The organism is Parafilimonas sp. (assembly GCF_047606085.1).
Taxonomy (GTDB): domain Bacteria; phylum Bacteroidota; class Bacteroidia; order Chitinophagales; family Chitinophagaceae; genus Parafilimonas.
In genome coordinates, this window is record NZ_JASGEX010000177.1 from 43,150 (window position 1) to 55,962 (window position 12,813).

General features: G+C 38.7%; 18 protein-coding genes. 12 read left to right on the forward strand and 6 right to left on the reverse strand.

The annotated features are described in order from the left end of the window. The gene (locus tag QM629_RS15420; RefSeq protein ID WP_415160783.1) at positions 1–732 is read right to left on the reverse strand and encodes an ImuA family protein; all 732 of its coding nucleotides are present in this window, start codon (positions 730–732) and stop codon (positions 1–3) included. A gap of 154 nt (positions 733–886) precedes the next feature. Continuing rightward, positions 887–1,111 (reverse strand): DUF6965 family protein, encoded by a 225-nt coding sequence (locus QM629_RS15425; RefSeq protein WP_415160784.1) that lies wholly within the window; start codon positions 1,109–1,111, stop codon positions 887–889. A gap of 88 nt (positions 1,112–1,199) precedes the next feature. Here QM629_RS15425 and QM629_RS15430 point away from each other — a divergent pair, with 88 nt between their 5' ends. Together QM629_RS15430 and ligD are read left to right on the forward strand one after the other, a co-directional pair. After that, positions 1,200–1,385: a DUF3606 domain-containing protein gene (locus QM629_RS15430; protein ID WP_415160785.1), complete on the forward strand. Its 186-nt coding sequence runs from the start codon at positions 1,200–1,202 to the stop codon at positions 1,383–1,385. A gap of 88 nt (positions 1,386–1,473) precedes the next feature. Then, complete coding sequence (gene ligD / locus QM629_RS15435) at positions 1,474–3,426, forward strand: DNA ligase D (RefSeq protein ID WP_415160786.1); 1,953 nt, start codon at positions 1,474–1,476, stop codon at positions 3,424–3,426. Between the two features lie 40 nt (positions 3,427–3,466). Here the strand turns inward: ligD and QM629_RS15440 are convergent, their stop codons facing one another. The 3 genes from QM629_RS15440 to QM629_RS15450 form a co-directional block, all read right to left on the reverse strand. Next, positions 3,467–3,682 (reverse strand): hypothetical protein, encoded by a 216-nt coding sequence (locus tag QM629_RS15440; RefSeq protein ID WP_415160787.1) that lies wholly within the window; start codon positions 3,680–3,682, stop codon positions 3,467–3,469. 45 nt (positions 3,683–3,727) lie between these two features. Beyond that, positions 3,728–4,123: a response regulator gene (locus QM629_RS15445; protein WP_415160788.1), complete on the reverse strand. Its 396-nt coding sequence runs from the start codon at positions 4,121–4,123 to the stop codon at positions 3,728–3,730. 114 nt (positions 4,124–4,237) lie between these two features. Then, positions 4,238–4,468: a hypothetical protein gene (locus tag QM629_RS15450; RefSeq protein WP_415160789.1), complete on the reverse strand. Its 231-nt coding sequence runs from the start codon at positions 4,466–4,468 to the stop codon at positions 4,238–4,240. A 573-nt stretch (positions 4,469–5,041) separates the two neighbouring features. On the opposite strand from QM629_RS15450, the gene QM629_RS15455 reads away from it, so the two are divergent. The 10 genes from QM629_RS15455 to QM629_RS15500 all read left to right on the forward strand — a co-directional run bounded on the left by QM629_RS15455 (position 5,042) and on the right by QM629_RS15500 (position 12,235). Continuing rightward, positions 5,042–5,248, forward strand: a complete 207-nt coding sequence (locus QM629_RS15455) for a hypothetical protein (RefSeq protein ID WP_415160790.1) — start codon at positions 5,042–5,044, stop codon at positions 5,246–5,248. A 32-nt stretch (positions 5,249–5,280) separates the two neighbouring features. Further along, positions 5,281–5,673 (forward strand): single-stranded DNA-binding protein, encoded by a 393-nt coding sequence (locus tag QM629_RS15460; RefSeq protein ID WP_415160791.1) that lies wholly within the window; start codon positions 5,281–5,283, stop codon positions 5,671–5,673. 43 nt (positions 5,674–5,716) lie between these two features. Beyond that, positions 5,717–6,193 carry a hypothetical protein gene (locus QM629_RS15465; RefSeq protein WP_415160792.1) on the forward strand — a complete coding sequence of 159 codons (477 nt, stop codon included), beginning with the start codon at positions 5,717–5,719 and terminating at the stop codon, positions 6,191–6,193. A gap of 13 nt (positions 6,194–6,206) precedes the next feature. Then, positions 6,207–6,641: a DUF6908 domain-containing protein gene (locus tag QM629_RS15470; protein WP_415160793.1), complete on the forward strand. Its 435-nt coding sequence runs from the start codon at positions 6,207–6,209 to the stop codon at positions 6,639–6,641. Between the two features lie 78 nt (positions 6,642–6,719). Beyond that, positions 6,720–7,202: a JAB domain-containing protein gene (locus QM629_RS15475; protein WP_415160794.1), complete on the forward strand. Its 483-nt coding sequence runs from the start codon at positions 6,720–6,722 to the stop codon at positions 7,200–7,202. A gap of 399 nt (positions 7,203–7,601) precedes the next feature. Beyond that, entirely contained in the window at positions 7,602–8,516 is a 915-nt protein-coding gene (locus QM629_RS15480; RefSeq protein ID WP_415160795.1) for a hypothetical protein, read from the forward strand. A gap of 10 nt (positions 8,517–8,526) precedes the next feature. After that, the gene (locus QM629_RS15485) at positions 8,527–9,456 is read left to right on the forward strand and encodes an NAD-dependent epimerase/dehydratase family protein (protein WP_415160796.1); all 930 of its coding nucleotides are present in this window, start codon (positions 8,527–8,529) and stop codon (positions 9,454–9,456) included. Positions 9,457–9,502: 46 nt separating this feature from the next. After that, positions 9,503–10,414 (forward strand): helix-turn-helix domain-containing protein, encoded by a 912-nt coding sequence (locus tag QM629_RS15490; protein ID WP_415160797.1) that lies wholly within the window; start codon positions 9,503–9,505, stop codon positions 10,412–10,414. A gap of 103 nt (positions 10,415–10,517) precedes the next feature. Then, entirely contained in the window at positions 10,518–11,210 is a 693-nt protein-coding gene (locus tag QM629_RS15495; RefSeq protein ID WP_415160798.1) for a type 1 glutamine amidotransferase domain-containing protein, read from the forward strand. Positions 11,211–11,254: 44 nt separating this feature from the next. Continuing rightward, positions 11,255–12,235, forward strand: coding sequence for an alpha/beta hydrolase (locus tag QM629_RS15500; protein ID WP_415160799.1), 981 nt, complete (start codon positions 11,255–11,257; stop codon positions 12,233–12,235). Positions 12,236–12,429: 194 nt separating this feature from the next. On the opposite strand, the gene QM629_RS15505 is transcribed toward QM629_RS15500, so the two are convergent. After that, on the reverse strand, positions 12,430–12,810 hold the full coding sequence (locus QM629_RS15505) for a hypothetical protein (RefSeq protein WP_415160800.1): 381 nt from the start codon (positions 12,808–12,810) through the stop codon (positions 12,430–12,432). Positions 12,811–12,813: the final 3 nt, after the last annotated feature.

The window sequence follows — 12,813 nt, forward strand, 5'->3', positions numbered from 1 at the left end:
TTATCCTGTTTTTCTTCCTCTTTCTTCCTGCGGTAATGAAAAAATGTTTTGTTTAATTTCTTTCAGCCTGTTAAATGAATATTCCAATTGCCATGTTCCTGGTTTACCATTGCGAACTTTTAAGAGTTCAACATTCCATCTTGGAAAACCAATGCCAGGCATGCCGTCCGGCAATTCACGCGGAAGTGCTGTGACGTGCCACCGTGAAACGCAGGCTGTTGTATTGATGGTTTTGTGGTGTGACCGAACCAACAAACCGGTTACCCTGCTTTGTTCTGCCGCTAATTGAAGTCTTCTGGATGCTTTAAAATCTATATATTTTGTTTCACCAACAACCGCTGCAATTCTTTTGCACTTCAAGCATTCTTCCATAGCATACAATACATCACTTTCATTTTTTAAGTCAATAAAAATAATTTTGTCGGGTTGTACACCAAACCTCCCTAAAGCCGCCGGAAATAATGTTCTTGATGCACTTATCCAGATAGCAGCTCCGTCAAACTGCATCAGTTTGCTTAATAAAACAGCAATGAAACCATTGGTGGCAGCCCGGTTTTCAACCGATGAATAAAGAAATTCATGTGTACAGCCAACTGGAAAAATGGCATTTGGAAAAGCATTTTCAATACCACGAAAGCCGATCGGAATATCGTTATCCGTATCTAATTTCTTTAACCCTTGTAAGGGAAGGATATCCCGCTGAAGCTGCGCTATGATATTTTCTTTACTCATTTATGAATGCTTACCACACAAAGATTACTAATATTTTTAGTAATGCATGCTAAATAATTTAAGCATTGATTATCAGTGCGGTTAAATATTATAACGGTTGAAGATTTGAGTTCTGCATGCGAGAGGATGTAATGCCGTTGTAAAATAAGCGGGGTTAATTATTTGTTTCTTTAAGCGCCTTTTTGAGCTGCAGAAGGTCATCAAACCGGACAGCCGCGCACAACCCTGTAAGGCTATTGTCCTTTAACATGGCAAGATTTTCCCAAACGAATTTTGGGACATCATGATAAGTAATGGCGCCATGTAATTTTATTGTTTTGGGTATGGTAGTTTTCCTAAAAAAAGCTTCCAGTTCTTCTATTTGCTCCATGCTGATCATGCCTGCAAATTAAGACAGATAAGATGAAAGCAACAGGAATGGCTGCTACTGGCCTGATAGTTGAAATAATAATTTTAAATTTAAGTATATGGATAACAAAAACAGGCAGGATAACCGGGACAGGAATAAGGTTGATAGCAACGATCCTTCTGAGGTCGAATACCTCCACAGGCAGCACAAACAATACTCCCATGAACAAATTGTTGATGCCATAAAGAAATACGGGCCTTACAGGGAAGATATTGAAAAACACCTGCAATCCGGTAAGATGTAGCTTTATCGTTTGTTGTTTTTATTTAGGGTGGTTGTGTGGAATTAAGTTCTTCGAATAACCACCCTTACTGTTTTAAGTGCTTATTATTATGACATTGATTTCACGCATGCCTGCGTCTGTGAAGCCCATGCTTTGCACGTTGGTCAAAGAACCTTTCACGGCACCGGGCTGGCTGTTTGAAAATAAGTTCGATGGCTATCGCATTGTTGCATTTAAAGAAGGCAGAAAAGTCATGCTGCGTTCCCGTTCCGGCCTGGATTACACTGCCCGTTATCCTGCTATCAAAGAAGCTGTTTTAAAGCTGAAAGGCAATTTTATTATTGATGGCGAGGTGGTGGCATTCGACGAAAAAGGGAAGGTTATATTTGACTTAGTACAAGGCAATAACCCAACGGCGCCGCTTGTATATTTTGTATTTGATATTATCTGGAAGGACGGAAAAAGCTTAAAAGACCAGGCATTGACGCAGCGAAGAAAGATCTTAAAAGCTTTTATTAAAAACAATAAAGTTATAAAAGTCAGTGAGGTTTTTAATGATGGGATTGAACTTTTCAAAAAAGCAGAAGCAACCGGGTTGGAAGGCATTGTTGCAAAACGTGCAGACAGTATTTACCGCGAAGGCGCACGAAGTGCCGACTGGCTCAAAATACCAACGGCCAGGAGACAGGAGTTTGTAATTGGCGGCTGGGCAGAATCTGAAAAAGTGCGTTTATTCAGGTCAATATTATTCGGCGCATATAACCATAAAGGAGAACTGGAATGGATTGGCCGCTCCGGCGGTGGTTTCAAAGAGTCCGAAATGCCGGGCATCTTAAGAAAGTTGAAAGCGCTGGAAATTAAAAACTCTCCTTTCGTTAATAAAATACTTGATACAAAAGGTGCTGTGATCCACTATGCGAAACCTGAGCTTGTCGCAAATTTTAAATTTGCCACCTGGACAAATACAGGACGCATACGTAAGCCTGCTGTCTTTCTTGGTTTCAGGTACGATAAAAAAGCAAAAGATGTTGTACGGGAAATTCCATTGTCAACCGGGCAGGAAAAACAAGTTATAAAAGCAGATGCACCAAAACCCAAATCAAAGGTAAGCGCCGGCAGCAACTGGCGCCGTATTGACGAAATCAAAATAGAAAATGAACAAATCTTTGAAATTGAAGATTGTTCCATACAACTGACAAATGTTGACCGGGAATTATGGAAAGGTGTGGCAAAAGCAAACCTTGTATTGTATTATAACAGTATTGCAGAATACATTTTGCCATACCTGAAAGACCGGCCGTTGTCGTTATTGATAAAGCCCAATGGCCCAATGGATGAAGGTTTTTACATTAAAGACATGGAAGGGCGACAACCTGAATGCGCCAATGTCTTTCAGGTCAGGCGAAAACATCCCAAAGCCGGTAAGCCGAAAGTTATTGATTACCTGGTATGCGATAATCAGGCAACCTTACTATGGTTAATTAATCTTGGCTGTATTGATATTAATCCCTGGTCTTCCAGAACAAAGGACTACCTGCATGCTGATTATATAATCATAGATTTGGATCCATCAGATAATGACTTTGAGAAAGTAATTAAGGTAGCGAAAATGTGTAAGAAGTTTTTTGACAAACATAAGCTGAAAGCATTCATTAAAACAAGTGGTAAAACAGGGATGCATATTTTATTGCCCTGCACCACCTTTACATTTCCGCAGGCACGCTTGGTAGCGGTAAACATCTCAAAACAAATTGCTTCCATGATACCGGATATGGCAACCAGTGAAAATACTGTTGCCAAACGGGGTGATAAGGTTTTCATTGATTACAATCAAAATGACGAAGCAGATACCATTGCATCAGTATATAGCTGCAGGCCATCATATCTTCCTACAGTCTCCACACCTTTGGACTGGGCTGAAGTCAAAACAGGTCTCAAGCCTGAACAATTTACCATTGAAACAATCTTGCACAGGTTAAAAACAAAAGGCGATTTATTTAAAAGCTTGTTGCATAAAAAAACAATGGATGCTAACATGCGGGCTTTGCAAGCGTTTATTTAGTGGAGTATTCGTTTCGCAGGTAAATAACAAATGAACCCTCTTATCTTAAAATAATATCCTGTTCATTTAATCCAACACGCTGCAGTATTTTTTCAATCCCGTCTGAACAATTTTTTATTCGGTTAATGCAAGAATCAATCTGTTCAATGCCTTTGGCAAAGCGGTCTTCCAACTCGGACAGCTCGGCATCGTTTATCTTGATAAGGTCCTGGATATTTGCAATGAAATTAACAGAAGGAAGTACAGTTTGTAACATAAACACATTTTTAAAGTGAAGGAATTTCTTTCAACGTATTGTGATTTAACTATTGACATTTACGGGCAGATTAACGCTGAAAGCCTGCTGAAAAATCATTTTTAGTTCTCTGATGCTTTCTGCTTTGCGGAAATAGTTTCTAGCACCCAGTTGAAACGCTTTGGCCTTGCTGTAAACATTATTACATGTTGAATAAATGAACACGTTTATCTTTTCCGCATGTAGTAGTTCTTTAATTAATTCCAGGAGTGGCAGCCCATCAATACAGGGAAGGTTTATATCTAAAAATACCCACCGGGGCTTCAAATCATAAATCAGTTTTAAGCCCTGTTCACCGTTGAAAGCTGAAACAACTTCCACATCGGATTTATATTGAAGTAATTGTTCAATAAAGAATTCCTGATCCTCCGGATCATCATCAATAAGTAGTAGTCTCTTCATAGTATATGACTTTAGAAACTTCAAATCGATGTTGTTTGATAAATCAAAATTATCCGTAATATAAACCATCCACATTTACGAAGAACCTGCAAAGCGTAATTGAAAATTTATAGATTATCCAGTGCGGTAATGATCGCTTGTATTAAGTCTGGCCTTATAGGCTTGTCTTGAACGTTCTGACCGGACAATACCCCTGTATTGCTGTTCCTCATCCTTCTCAAAAACAAGTTCCTGTCCATCTACAATGATGTAATACTTATATACATAGCCAAATGTCACCAGCCGACCTATAAAACTCTGTTTTTCTCCGTTTACACTGACCGGAAGATTGAAATAATGTTCCATCCAAATGATTTCTGAGAGCCAAAATTATATCTTATCAAATATGCCATAACAACTTTATCTTTTGCATGAAGCCATCCAGCCCATGCGGTGGCTGTTTTGTTTTGATAAGCCCGCATCCGCCGTCTCGCTTCAAAGGCGTATGCAGGCAGGCAGTTCTTTCCTTCATGATTGCCGCGTTCTGCTCATGCTTCGCTTCACCTGCGGACAACATTCCTTCTTTCACTTCCTGCCACCATACTAAGCTTTTTTGATTTTATTTTTTTAATAAGAAAAAACTCGTCTATCCCTTCCTGCGCGAAGATCCTGGCAGGCTGTGCTAAAAGCAAGGTCTGCGCCTTCGTAAACTCCGGCTTGCCACAGGTTTTACTCAAAAAAAGCTTCCCGCTTCGGAGCGGGACTTTTTTGCTTTCGCGGCATAAACCGCTTTGCTTTTTATTCCACGGTCAAAAATTTTTTGGGTAAAAACCTTGCTTTTATCCCTTCCTGCCTTAGGGCCGGGTTGCTACGAGAGAAAGGACGAGGCGCTAAGCCGAGTACAGAAAACAAATAAATCACACTAAAAACTTTCATCGTATGCAGCATGAACAACGTTCAAAACTGATGCGGCTTTCATGGCAGATTCAACGCCGCAGGCGTTACAACCGCTCAAAATCTTTAATCAGTGCATGGGCAATTTATTTAAACGAGGACATAACCGTGTATCACCTCGTACAGAAACACAGCGGCAACAGGGAAATCAATTATAACAAAGCCGCTTCACTCACTTTATTCAATCAGTAATCAATTTTTATTCATCAATTAAATTTTAAGTTATGGAAACTTTAGTAGGGCGCGTAGTTAAAAACGCAGAAGTAAGAACAACAAAGAACGACAAACAGGTTGTCAATTTTTCTATTGCTGTTAATGACAGCCACAAAGCAAAGAATGACAGCGAAGCAAAAAAAGTAGTGAGGTATTTCAACTGCGCTTACTGGATTAACACAACCATTGCCGAACATTTAACCAAAGGCACGCTTGTCGAGCTAAACGGCCGCATCAATCTTGACACATGGGAAAACATGGAAGGCAAAACCATTGCTGCGCTTGCCATGCATGTAAACAATATCAAACTGCACGGCAAAAGTACCGGCAAAAAGCAGGCTGATACAGGTGAAAGCAATACCACAACAACAGCCGGTGAAACAGGCGACGACCTGCCATTTTAAACGCTTTCAGCCCAAACCCTTTAACCGCTAAAACAGAAAGGATATGAAATACTTTAAAGATTGCACAACAATAGATGAAGTAAAGGCGCAGTATAAAAAATTAGCAAAAGAAAACCATTCCGATGCAGGCGGCGACACGGCAACCATGCAGGAGATTAACCGCGAATACAGTTATGCCTGCGCACATATAGCCAAAGGCGCAGGCATGAGCGATGAAGAAGCCGATACTGCTATAAAATTCTCCGAAGAATACCGATGTGTGATTGAGCAAATCATACACCTGCCGGACATCATTATTGAAGCGGTAGGCCATTGGATATGGGTAACAGGCAACACCTATCCGGTACGCAAAGAGCTAAAAGAAGCAGGGTTATTTTTTGCGCATAAAAAAGGCGCTTGGTATTACCGTAGCGAGTTATATAAAACACGAGGTGGCAATAAAACACTTCCTGAAATCAAAGCCAAATACGGCAGTGAAACTATTAACCGCAAACAGGGAGTAAACATTTTGGAAGATTAAAAAAACAAAACAGATGAAAAAGATAAATAAAGAAGCTGCAAGAATTTTTTGTAAGCTCTTAAACAGGATGGGCATAAAAGACTATATAAAATTTACGAGTGAAGGCTTTATGCCGTTGGTGATGGAACAAATCGGAACGCTCATCAATACGCCTTATGGCAAAGCGCAGCTATACAGTCTTGCACATTACTTTGAACAAAACGGCGATTTAATGCGCGACCCTGAAATGGTTTTTATCGTAGTAGATAACAGGAAAAATGAAAAAGATTATGACAGCATCGGCATTTATCCGCAAATGTTCCAACAGGATAATTTAGGGGTTTATGAAGAAAGTGTTTGCATCGAAAACAATGCTGTAACAACCTATAAACCTGCATGGCAGGAAGCACATGCGGCATTTGCAAACCAGTGGCTGCGGAATATAAATCAACAAGGGTTTTTAAAATAATCTTTGGTGCGGGAGCGCCGCCGCGATAAAAACAGGCGCATATTAAAACGAAAATCAGGAAAAAATAAACAAGGTATTATGGAAAATATACAGGCAGTGACGACAGGAAAAACAAAATGCACTAAGGTTGCCGAAGTAGAAGTTATCTATAAATCAAATGTGAAGCCTTCTGAACGCCCGGTTATCAAAAGTTCAAAAGATGCGTATGATATACTGCGCAACTATTATAATAAAAACATTCTTGAATTGCAGGAACAGTTTTGTGTTCTTTATCTCAACAATGCAAAAAAAGTTCTTGCCGTCAATAAGCACTCAATAGGTGGGATTATCGGCACAGTTGCCGATACACGCCTGATATTGGTTACAGCTTTAAAGCTGGCGGCTTCTGGACTGATTTTATCCCATTCACATCCGAGCGGTGCGCTTTCTCCGAGCCGGCAGGATGAAGCTATGACACAAAGAATAAAAAGTGCTGCGCAATTCATGGATATTGCCCTACTCGATCATATCATTATTAGCAGCGAAGATTACTATTCTATGGCTGACAATGGAATAATATAAAGCAGCTTGATTTTTTAAAGTAGTTGCCCGGCATAGATAAATCTGTGCGGCGCTACTTTTCTTTTTGCAGGCGCGACAAAAGAAAAGTAGCAAAAGAAAAACGCTGATGCCGGAAGGTATCTTGCGATTTATTTATCTATTTCCGTTCAGAATCAGTCCTTAAAACTTTAACTGTGTCGTACGAAACCGTATCCTGCTTATGGAAATATATTTTGCATTCTTAAAAAATGGTAAAATTTAGCTTGAGGCAAATAACTGCTTTATACGTTCACAGAGATTATGTTACGACTTAAGTAGATTGAGTTACTAAGTTTATACAAATCGTTATCACTTTTGTGCTGCATTAGAAAATGCCTGTAATAAATAACGCAGGAAAATTACAAACTCAAATTTTTATATATGAATGCCAAAAAAGAAAATGAAATAATGATTGACCTTGCCGGTCATGATGTGCCGGTATTGAAAGGCGGCTTATATCACCGCTTCCGCTCTAATCCTCCCTTATCGGTTATTGCTAAAGAAAGACCTGATATTGATTTAAGCTGGTTCGAAACGATTCAGAAAGAGAGAAAATATGTTGGCTTCATCACTTTTTCTCCTAACTTCTATTACAGCAACAGCAGCATCACAGCTATTTATACTGCGGACATGAAGCGATTGAAAGAACTCGTTCCGGTAGCAGTAGTGGATTTGGTGAAACCAATCTCCATTGTACCCGGTCGTGGATTGGTTGCCATTACCGCTTACAGGTATCACTACTGCGACAATGATTCTTACAACGAATTATCTGTTTCAATTGTAACTACAAAACCGGAAAAAAGAAACTGGGGTATTTTCTCTTTGCTTGGCGAAACAAGCGAGAACAGTCTTTGGGGATATGTATTAAAACTTCCTGTAGATACTGAACTGGCAAGGGTTCGCGGTGTGGTGGGTTACAACCTGCCGAAGTGGTTAATTCGTATGGATTATGATACAACCGGCGATAATATGACCTTCAAAGTTTATGATGAAGCAGAGAATTTGGATTTTATCATGAGCGGAAAAAAACTGGATATTGAAAAACACGAGCCTGAAGTTCTCCGTTCCAATTTTATTAATCTGAATAAAGATTCTCAATTAACGCATGGCTTTACTGACATACGTGCTATAAAAAAAGCAAGCAGTAAAAAAGATGAAGATTTAAAGCTTGAATTGACTGACGGACCGCTTTCAACTTTATTAAAATCTATGGATTTAGGTAAGCTGTTTCGCTACGATTATCAGCCCGAATTTCAAGCAGCCTTATACACGCCGGAATTGGTTGAAGAAAAATAATAAAACGATTATGCAAACAATATTGGGCGCAAACGGGCAAATAGGTGAAGAACTTGCAAGAGAGCTGAAGCGAAATTATACTTCAGACATTCGTGTGGTGAGCCGGAAGCCACAAAAAATAAATGATACCGACGAAATTTTTTCGGCTGACTTATCCATAAAAGAAAAAGCTATTGAAGCAGTGAAAGGCAGCGAGATAGCCTACTTCACTTTAGGGCTTCCAATGAACTCGGAGTTATGGGAAAAACAATTTCCTGTAATAACAAGAAATGTAATTGATGCATGCAAAATCAACAAAACAAAACTGGTGTTTTTTGATAATACGTACATGTATCCACAAAATGATGATGTGCTTACCGAACAAACGCCTTTTGCACCTATTGGCAGAAAAGGAAAAGTAAGAAAGGAAATGGCGGAAATGCTTTTGAAAGAAATGAATTCAAGGCAAATAGAAGCCGTTATTTGCCGTGCACCGGAGTTTTATGGTCCGGGTAAAACACAAAGCATAACCAACACTTTAATTTTTGAGAATATTAAAGCAGACAAAAAAATAAAAGTGCTTTTAAGCGCTGATAAAAAGCGCAGCCTTATCTGGACGCCCGATGCAAGCCGTGCCACCGCATTAATCGGCAATACGCCGGATGCATATAACCAAACCTGGCATTTGCCCGTTAATAAAAATCATCTTACTTATAAAGCCTTTATTGCGTTGGCTTCTGAAGTGTATGGTAAAGAATTAAGCTATACCGTTATTCCAAAAATTGTCTTTCAAATCGCCTCGCTTTTTAATAAAAAAATGAAAGAACTATTGGAGTTATTACCGCGATATGGATATCATAATTTATTTGATGATTCAAAATTCAGGAAACGTTTTCCGGATTTTGTAATAACAACATATAAAGAGGGAATGGTGCAAATTAAAAACGAACAATTTTCATAATAAAATAAGGAGTACATTGGTGATGTATAAAGCAGAAAATCAAACTATGAAAGCTCCTTCAAAAGTTTCTTCCATTAACGCATTGCACCAGTTTTTAGGATTGGAAAAACCATCTAATCCTTTAATCAGCGTATTCAATTTTGATGATGTTAACCTGGAGCCGGAAACTATTTTAAGCGCCATAACAACAGATTTTTATGTGGTTGCTTTAAAGAAGGATTGTGCAGGCGGCAAATGCAAATACGGTCAGCAATATTTTGATTTTGATGCAGGTATTATGTACTTTATTGCCCCACACCAGGTGTTGCAGTTTGAAGATGTTTTGCTGAATGGTGTAAGAGGATTTGTTCTTGTAGTACATCCTGATTTTTTACAAAGTTTCCCGTTGGCTTCTCAAATAAAAAATTATGGTTTTTTCTCCTATGCAACCAATGAAGCGCTGCATATTTCTGAAAAAGAAGAAAAATCAGTGATGGATATTATTGAAAATATCAGGCGGGAGATAGCGGCTAATATGGATGCGTTTACCCAGGATTTACTAGTTTCCAATATTGATTTGTTATTGAAATATTGCGACCGCTTTTATAACCGTCAATTCCTTACGAGAAAAAAAGTAAATACAGATTTACTTACAAAGTTAGAAGCCTTATTGCATGACTATTTTAAAGATGATAAGCTGGCAATAAACGGAATACCGACGGTTCAATTTGTTGCGGGCGAATTGCACTTAAGCCCTAATTATCTCAGCGATATGCTACGGGTACATACCGGGCAAACCACGCAACAACATATTCAAAACAAGCTGATAGAAAAAGCAAAAGAGCTTCTATCTGTTACCAGTATGTCAGTTTCAGAAATCGCTTACCAGTTGGGCTTTGAACATCCGCAATCCTTTCACCGGTTATTTAAACACCACACATCTGTTTCTCCGCTGGAGTTCAGGCAATCGTTTAATTGAATAGAATATTATTCAGAGATTTTGTTACAATCTTCGTTGATAAGGTTACTATATCTTAATGTTCAACAGAGACCTTTGGTATATAATTACAGATGAATTACAGATGAAAAAACTTTTATTAATTGTTACCAATGTTGGGCACTATGCAAGCGGATTGAAAACAGGTTTATGGCTGAGCGAACTCACGCATATTTATCATGCAGCTAAAGAGAAAGGATGGAGCGTTACAATAGCAAGTCCGAAAGGAGGCGAAGTGCCGATTGATCCTGAAAGTTTGAAGCCGTTGGTGCTTGATAAAATTTCTAAAGATTATTACAACAGCCCTGCTTTCATGAATGAACTGAACCATTCGAAAAGTTTGGAAGACGTAAAGAATGAATCGTTTAATTGCGTGTATTTAGCCGGCGGACATGCTACGATGTATGATTTTCCACATGATGCAACGCTGGAAGAAATCATCAAAAACCAATATGAAAAAAACAAAATGGTAGCAGCCATTTGTCATGGTGTTGGCGGCTTGTTGAATGTAAAACTTTCTAACAATGATTATTTACTCAAAGGAAAATCTATAACAGGATTCGACTGGTTTGAAGAATCCATTGCAAGGCGAAAAAAAGAAGTGCCGTTCAATCTTGAAGCAGCTTTGAAAGAGAGAAATGTACATTATAAAAAAGCGTTTATTCCCATGACATCTAAAGTCGTAATAGATGACAATCTTATCACCGGGCAGAACCCGTTCAGCTCAAAAGAAATGGCAAAAGTGGTAACGGCGGAACTGGAGAAAAAAGGGAATTGATATCACAGTTTACTTTATTCATTCAATAATAAAAAACAATAACGATGGCAACAACAATTCCGGCAGAAAAAGACCTGCAGATTCTATCAGGGATCAGAAAATTTCTGAAAAAATTAAACAGCGAGAGCACAAAGCCGATGGAAGAAATGACTCCGAAGGAGGCTAGGCAAGTGTTGATTGATGCCCAAAAATCGGTTAAGGTTGATATTTCGGGCATTTATGAAACGGAAAGAGAAATTACACAGGATGGCATTACAGTAAACATCCATATTGTAAAGCCTGAAGATTCGGAGGCAGATATACTTCCGGTTTTTATGTTCGTACATGGCGGCGGCTGGGTGTTGGGAGATTATCCTACGCATAAAAGACTGGTAAGGGATTTAGTGGTGAACAGTGGTGCGGCTGCAGTTTTTGTTGATTATACGCCATCGCCTGAAGCACAATACCCAACTGCAATAAACCAAATTTATGCAGCCACTAAATGGGTTGCTGAAAACGGAAAAGAAATTAGCGTTGATGGAAAAAACCTGGCAATTGCAGGCAATAGTGTTGGCGGCAATATGAGTACCGTAACCTGTTTGATGGCTAAAGATAAAGGCGGTCCAAAAATAAAATTCCAGTTATTGCTGTGGCCTGTTGCAGATGCTGATTTTACACGTGAAAGCTGGCAGAAATACGCAGAAGAAAGATTTTTAACAGCTAATATGATGAAATGGATGTGGAATAATTATCTGCCTGAGGTTGAGAAAAGAAAAGAATATTATGCTTCACCATTCCAGGCTTCTTTAGACGAACTGAAAGATTTGCCACCGGCTTTTGTATTATTAGCTGAGAATGACATTCTGCATGATGAAGGTTTAGCTTATGCAAGAAAATTAGATGAAGCAGGCGTGCCCGTAACCATTCAAACTTTTAATGGGTTTATTCATGATTATGGTTTATTAAATCCACTGGATAATATTGAGGCTGTAAAATTCTCCACTGAACTTGCAGCTCTTGGCTTGAAGAAAGCATTGTTTTCTTAAAGTTGTACGTGGCCAATTGAAATCAAATAGTCCGGATGTTTGATAACACAAAGTTCGTGCAATGTGCACGACTATTTGATTTATCTGTTATAGGCTTTTTCATTATTCTTAAAAGATAAATAGTTTTTTTGAGAAGAAGAATTATGTAAGCTAAGGCTTGCCGAAACCGGCAAGCCTTAAAAAATTTTCGCCGCCTACAGGCGGCATTCCTTTTTTGTTGACTGGTTAATATGCTGTATAAGTTGAACGCTGCTGATAAATACTTTGTCTTTATTATTCTTTTGAATACAGATATGATAAGAAGCGTTAACTGCACAATCGGCAAAATTCACATTAGAGCCTGTTATATCATACCTGCCTGTGTGGTTATTACAATAAACCGTTACTACGAATTTTTCTTTGGTGGCAATCTTTGTAAAATAACAATTGATTGCAATGATGCGTTTTGACCATGTTTTAAAATCGAGTATAGCGTCAAATTCACCTAAAGGTATTTGCGATAGATCATAAGTATATAATCGTGGCTCATAACCTTTGCGGATGGCTGTTTTAAATGATGATACATTACGTTCCATACC

What these genes read in the sequence shown, in the direction of transcription:
- QM629_RS15420 (WP_415160783.1), bottom strand. Translation starts at nt 732, where the DNA reads ATGAGTAAAGAAAATATCATAGCGCAGCTTCAGCGGGATATCCTTCCC.
- QM629_RS15425 (WP_415160784.1), bottom strand. Translation starts at nt 1,111, where the DNA reads ATGATCAGCATGGAGCAAATAGAAGAACTGGAAGCTTTTTTTAGGAAA.
- QM629_RS15430 (WP_415160785.1), top strand. Translation starts at nt 1,200, where the DNA reads ATGGATAACAAAAACAGGCAGGATAACCGGGACAGGAATAAGGTTGAT.
- ligD (WP_415160786.1), top strand. Translation starts at nt 1,474, where the DNA reads ATGACATTGATTTCACGCATGCCTGCGTCTGTGAAGCCCATGCTTTGC.
- QM629_RS15440 (WP_415160787.1), bottom strand. Translation starts at nt 3,682, where the DNA reads ATGTTACAAACTGTACTTCCTTCTGTTAATTTCATTGCAAATATCCAG.
- QM629_RS15445 (WP_415160788.1), bottom strand. Translation starts at nt 4,123, where the DNA reads ATGAAGAGACTACTACTTATTGATGATGATCCGGAGGATCAGGAATTC.
- QM629_RS15450 (WP_415160789.1), bottom strand. Translation starts at nt 4,468, where the DNA reads ATGGAACATTATTTCAATCTTCCGGTCAGTGTAAACGGAGAAAAACAG.
- QM629_RS15455 (WP_415160790.1), top strand. Translation starts at nt 5,042, where the DNA reads ATGCAGCATGAACAACGTTCAAAACTGATGCGGCTTTCATGGCAGATT.
- QM629_RS15460 (WP_415160791.1), top strand. Translation starts at nt 5,281, where the DNA reads ATGGAAACTTTAGTAGGGCGCGTAGTTAAAAACGCAGAAGTAAGAACA.
- QM629_RS15465 (WP_415160792.1), top strand. Translation starts at nt 5,717, where the DNA reads ATGAAATACTTTAAAGATTGCACAACAATAGATGAAGTAAAGGCGCAG.
- QM629_RS15470 (WP_415160793.1), top strand. Translation starts at nt 6,207, where the DNA reads ATGAAAAAGATAAATAAAGAAGCTGCAAGAATTTTTTGTAAGCTCTTA.
- QM629_RS15475 (WP_415160794.1), top strand. Translation starts at nt 6,720, where the DNA reads ATGGAAAATATACAGGCAGTGACGACAGGAAAAACAAAATGCACTAAG.
- QM629_RS15480 (WP_415160795.1), top strand. Translation starts at nt 7,602, where the DNA reads ATGAATGCCAAAAAAGAAAATGAAATAATGATTGACCTTGCCGGTCAT.
- QM629_RS15485 (WP_415160796.1), top strand. Translation starts at nt 8,527, where the DNA reads ATGCAAACAATATTGGGCGCAAACGGGCAAATAGGTGAAGAACTTGCA.
- QM629_RS15490 (WP_415160797.1), top strand. Translation starts at nt 9,503, where the DNA reads ATGAAAGCTCCTTCAAAAGTTTCTTCCATTAACGCATTGCACCAGTTT.
- QM629_RS15495 (WP_415160798.1), top strand. Translation starts at nt 10,518, where the DNA reads ATGAAAAAACTTTTATTAATTGTTACCAATGTTGGGCACTATGCAAGC.
- QM629_RS15500 (WP_415160799.1), top strand. Translation starts at nt 11,255, where the DNA reads ATGGCAACAACAATTCCGGCAGAAAAAGACCTGCAGATTCTATCAGGG.
- QM629_RS15505 (WP_415160800.1), bottom strand. Translation starts at nt 12,810, where the DNA reads ATGGAACGTAATGTATCATCATTTAAAACAGCCATCCGCAAAGGTTAT.